The sequence below is a fragment of the Pseudomonadota bacterium genome (assembly GCA_018823135.1).
In the GTDB taxonomy this organism is placed as follows: domain Bacteria; phylum Desulfobacterota; class Desulfobulbia; order Desulfobulbales; family CALZHT01; genus JAHJJF01.
This window is the reverse complement of record JAHJJF010000045.1, coordinates 1-4219: the sequence shown is the minus strand read 5'-3', so window position 1 is coordinate 4219 and position 4219 is coordinate 1. Positions and strand designations below refer to the sequence as shown.

Below are 4219 nucleotides of genomic sequence, written 5' to 3'. Positions count from 1 at the left end.
GGTGTTGTTGTGCCGTACCAGAGTTTTCAGCTTGATCCGGCGGCCATGGTGTTTCATTATGGCCAGGCGATTTTTGAGGGGCTGAAGGCTTATCGGAGCAAAGACGATACGATTTATCTGTTCAGGCCGGAGGCAAACCTGGAAAGGATGAACATTTCGGCAGCACGGATGTGTATGCCGGAAATAGATGTTCCGGCAGTCCTTGAGGCCTTGAAAATCCTTTTAAGAGTCGAAAAAGACTGGGTTCCTAAAGCTCATGGCGCGACATTATATATCCGCCCGACCATGATAGCGTCTGAGGCGGGGCTGGGTGTCCGGCCGGCCAAAAAATTTCTTTTTTACATTATATTAAGTCCGGTGGGGGCGTATTATCCCGAAGGATTTAATCCGGTAAAGATTTTTGTAACAGATAAGTATGTGCGCGCTGTTCCCGGCGGGGTTGGTAATGCTAAGACTGCAGGGAACTATGCCGCAAGTCTCATGGCCTCGGTTGATGCCCATAATCAGGGTTTTACCCAGGTTCTTTGGCTTGATGCCATAGAAAGGAAATACATCGAGGAAGTCGGCACCTCAAATATCTTTTTTCTGATTGATGATGAATTGATCACCCCGCCCCTTTCCGGCAGCATTCTTCCCGGGATCACCAGGGATTCCGTGCTCCAGCTCACCAGGGACTGGGGTATAAAGGTTACTGAAAGACGGATATCCATCGATGAGGTCCTGGAGGCAAGCCGCAGCGGAGCAATGCAGGAAGTGTTCGGTACCGGCACCGCTGCAGTGATTTCTCCGGTGGGTTCCCTTCACTACCGTGGTGAGGACTGCCAGGTGAATGGCGGCAGAACAGGGGCGCTCGCCCAGAAATTATTTGACGAGCTCCAGGCCATCCAGTTCGGCGAGAAAGAAGACCCCCACGGATGGATGGTTGCGATATAAAAAAATCTAGCCCAACCCCTTGATTTTCTAAACACCAGTACCTATAGTTTCGCCAACTTGGCGGAAATCCCTTGTTTTCAGGGGATTTTCAAGTTTTAAGCCAATATGGATGAGTTATTACGGACAGCATGAAGCTGTTCGTTTCATTTAAAGGATAAAAAAATAATTGATGGAGGCGGTATATGAAAATTCGTCCACTTAATGACCGAGTTCTGGTTAAGCGATTGAAGGAAGAGGAAACTACCAAAGGCGGCATTATTATTCCCGATAGTGCAAAGGAAAAACCCGCTGAGGGCGAAGTTGTGGCAGTCGGAAGCGGCAAGATGAATGATAAGGGCGTGCGGACCCCGGTTGACTTGAAAGTCGGTAACCGTGTATTGTTCAGCAAGTACGGCGGTACGGATGTGAAGCTTGATGGTGAGGACTACCTTATCATGCGGGAAGACGATATACTTGGTGTTGTTGGTTGATTGTCGGTCTCGAACGTACTGCTTATTAAAGAATTCAAATATTTGAGGAGAAGAGTATATGGCTGCTAAAGATATTAGGTATGGTGTAAAAGCCCGGGAGTCCATCATGGCCGGTGTAAATATACTGGCGGATGCGGTTAAAGTGACCTTAGGTCCTAAGGGCCGAAATGTGTTACTTGAGAAATCCTACGGCGCACCAACGATTACCAAAGACGGTGTCAGTGTTGCCAAGGAAATCGAAGTAAAAGACAGATTTCAAAATATGGGCGCCCAGATGGTCAAAGAAGTGGCTTCCAAAACAAGCGATGTTGCCGGTGACGGAACCACCACCGCAACTATCCTTGCTCAGGCTATTTTTTCCGAGGGCTCAAAACTTGTTGCCGCCGGCAATAATCCCATGGAAATCAAGCGCGGTATCGACAAATCAGTAGAAGCGGTTGTTGCTGAATTAAAGAGAATTGCCAAGCCAACCAAAGAGCAGAAGGAAATAGCTCAGGTTGGGACCATTTCTGCAAATAACGACGCAACAATCGGTAATATCATTGCCGAGGCAATGGATAAGGTGGGTAAAGAAGGCGTAATTACCGTTGAAGAAGCAAAAAGCATGGACACAACCCTTGATGTTGTTGAGGGTATGCAGTTTGATCGCGGTTACCTTTCACCTTATTTTGTAACCGATCCAGAGAAGATGGTTGTTAACCTCGAAGATCCATATATTCTGATTCATGAAAAGAAGGTCAGCAGTATGAAGGATCTCCTGCCGATTCTCGAGCAGATTGCAAAAATGGGTCGCCCATTATGCATTATTGCAGAAGATATTGACGGTGAAGCCCTTGCGACTCTCGTGGTCAACAAGCTTCGCGGTACCTTGAATGTTGCTGCGGTTAAAGCTCCGGGATTTGGTGATAGAAGAAAAGCGATGCTTGAAGATATCGCAACTCTCACCGGCGGTCAGGTGATCACCGAAGATCTTGGCATTAAGCTTGAGAATGTCACGGTTGCCGATCTCGGATCTGCAAAAAGAATAGTTATCGATAAAGACAACACCACCATTGTTGATGGCGCCGGTGACAAGAAGAAGCTTGAGGCCAGAGTAAAACAGATTCGTGCCCAGATTGAAGAATCTTCTTCTGATTACGATAAAGAAAAACTCCAGGAGCGTCTGGCAAAATTGATCGGTGGTGTGGCGGTAATCAATGTCGGCGCTGCCACTGAGATGGAAATGAAAGAGAAAAAGGCCCGGGTTGAGGATGCATTGAATGCTACCAGGGCAGCAGTCGAAGAGGGCATTGTTCCTGGCGGCGGTGTAGCGTATATTCGTTGTCTGAAAGCTCTTGCCGCACTGAAATTGTCTCCTGAGCAGAAAATTGGTCAGCAGATAATTGCCCGCGCACTGGAAGAGCCGGTTCGTCAGATCGCCATCAATGCAGGCCACGAGGGATCTGTTATTGTTGAGCACGTTAAGAAAATGCAGGGCGCAAAAGGCTTCAATGCGGAGACTGAAAAGTATGAAGACCTGATCAAGGCCGGGGTTATCGATCCTGCCAAAGTTACCCGTTTTGCTCTCCAGAATGCAGCCAGTGTTGCCGGCCTGCTTCTGACCACTGAGTGTATGATCGCCGAGCATCCTGAAGAGGATAAGGGCGGCGGAATGCCTCCGGGCGGAATGGGCGGAATGGGCGGAATGGGTGGAATGGGCGGAATGATGTAATCATCCCGTTTGCCTGATCCCTCATAGGGCTCATATGCCCAGAAAATATCCAGGGCTTCTTCACCACAAAGGAAGAAGCCCTGTTTTTTTATAGAATGTTTTCTTGAGAGCTTTCTTGCAAGATTTATGTTGTTTTATAAAAAATAGGTCAGTTATTTAGTACCTTATCAGTGATTTTCGTATTTTTTATGGCAAGACTTTTAATAATCAATTTAATTCTAATAACTTACACCTACTGTTAAGGTACTTATCCAGGGCCTTGATTTATTTCTAGTTTATCTGGGTTATGAAATACTATTGACAATGAAGGGAAAATTTACCATATAGAACAATCTTTTTTAGACCATCTGACAGAAACATTTAATTTTTTTCTCTTGCAGGGAAAAGCCTGGATGTTGTGAATTGTTGGATGGTCTCCTGCAAGTGTCTGATCTTTAGCGGGCAGGGAGGGGGATCGGGAAGAATCCGACTCCCCATGATTAGGAATGGCGATGTAGCTCAGCTGGTTAGAGCATGCGGCTCATATCCGCAGTGTCCGGGGTTCAAGTCCCTGCATCGCCACCAGAAACACAAGTAACTTGTAGATACTATGGGTTATTTTTTTTATACAACCTCCAGTTTGCGACAGTAGTCCAAAATACTGTTACAAGGTGGAGGTTTTTTTATGTTCCGAGTCCCAGCCTATCTGCAACTGAACCGATATGGGATATACTCTTTTCGTTTGGTTGTTCCCATGCATCTTCGTGGTATAATCTGTAAGACAGAAATAAAGAGAAGTTTACATACTGGGGTAAAAGCCGAGGCAATTATTATGGCCCGGGAGCATTACCTGCACGCCTATAAAATTCTGAAAAAGGCTGAGAAGATAATGGCTAACAAGAAGGATCGTTTGGATATCATTACAATTGGCTCACTGGGTTTGGATAAAAAGGGCAATTTACAAGCAAAGGATATAAAGATTGATGAAGAGAATACCAGCCAGGAAGCCTATCAAAAGGAAGTTAAGCTGCTCAAGGAATTGATTCAAGACATTAATCGAAAAGGCAAGACGATTCAGAAAGCATCAGTAGGCAAAGGGAGCAGGGTCCTTCTTTCCAAGGTGATT

At 46.1% G+C, this 4219-nt stretch carries 4 protein-coding genes and 1 tRNA gene; all 5 read left to right on the top strand.

Annotation, left to right across the window (positions count from 1 at the left end):
• Positions 1-933 (top strand): branched-chain amino acid aminotransferase (locus KKE17_04155; protein MBU1709178.1); only part of this gene is annotated, 933 nt, incomplete at its 5' end.
• 182 nt (positions 934-1115) lie between these two features.
• Complete coding sequence (gene groES, locus KKE17_04150; GenBank protein ID MBU1709177.1) at positions 1116-1403, top strand: co-chaperone GroES; 288 nt, start codon at positions 1116-1118, stop codon at positions 1401-1403.
• A gap of 58 nt (positions 1404-1461) precedes the next feature.
• Entirely contained in the window at positions 1462-3114 is a 1653-nt protein-coding gene (gene groL, locus KKE17_04145) for a chaperonin GroEL (GenBank protein MBU1709176.1), read from the top strand.
• A gap of 487 nt (positions 3115-3601) precedes the next feature.
• Positions 3602-3678 (top strand) — tRNA-Met (locus KKE17_04140).
• A gap of 100 nt (positions 3679-3778) precedes the next feature.
• A partial coding sequence (locus tag KKE17_04135) for a hypothetical protein (protein MBU1709175.1) occupies positions 3779-4219 on the top strand: 441 nt, incomplete at its 3' end.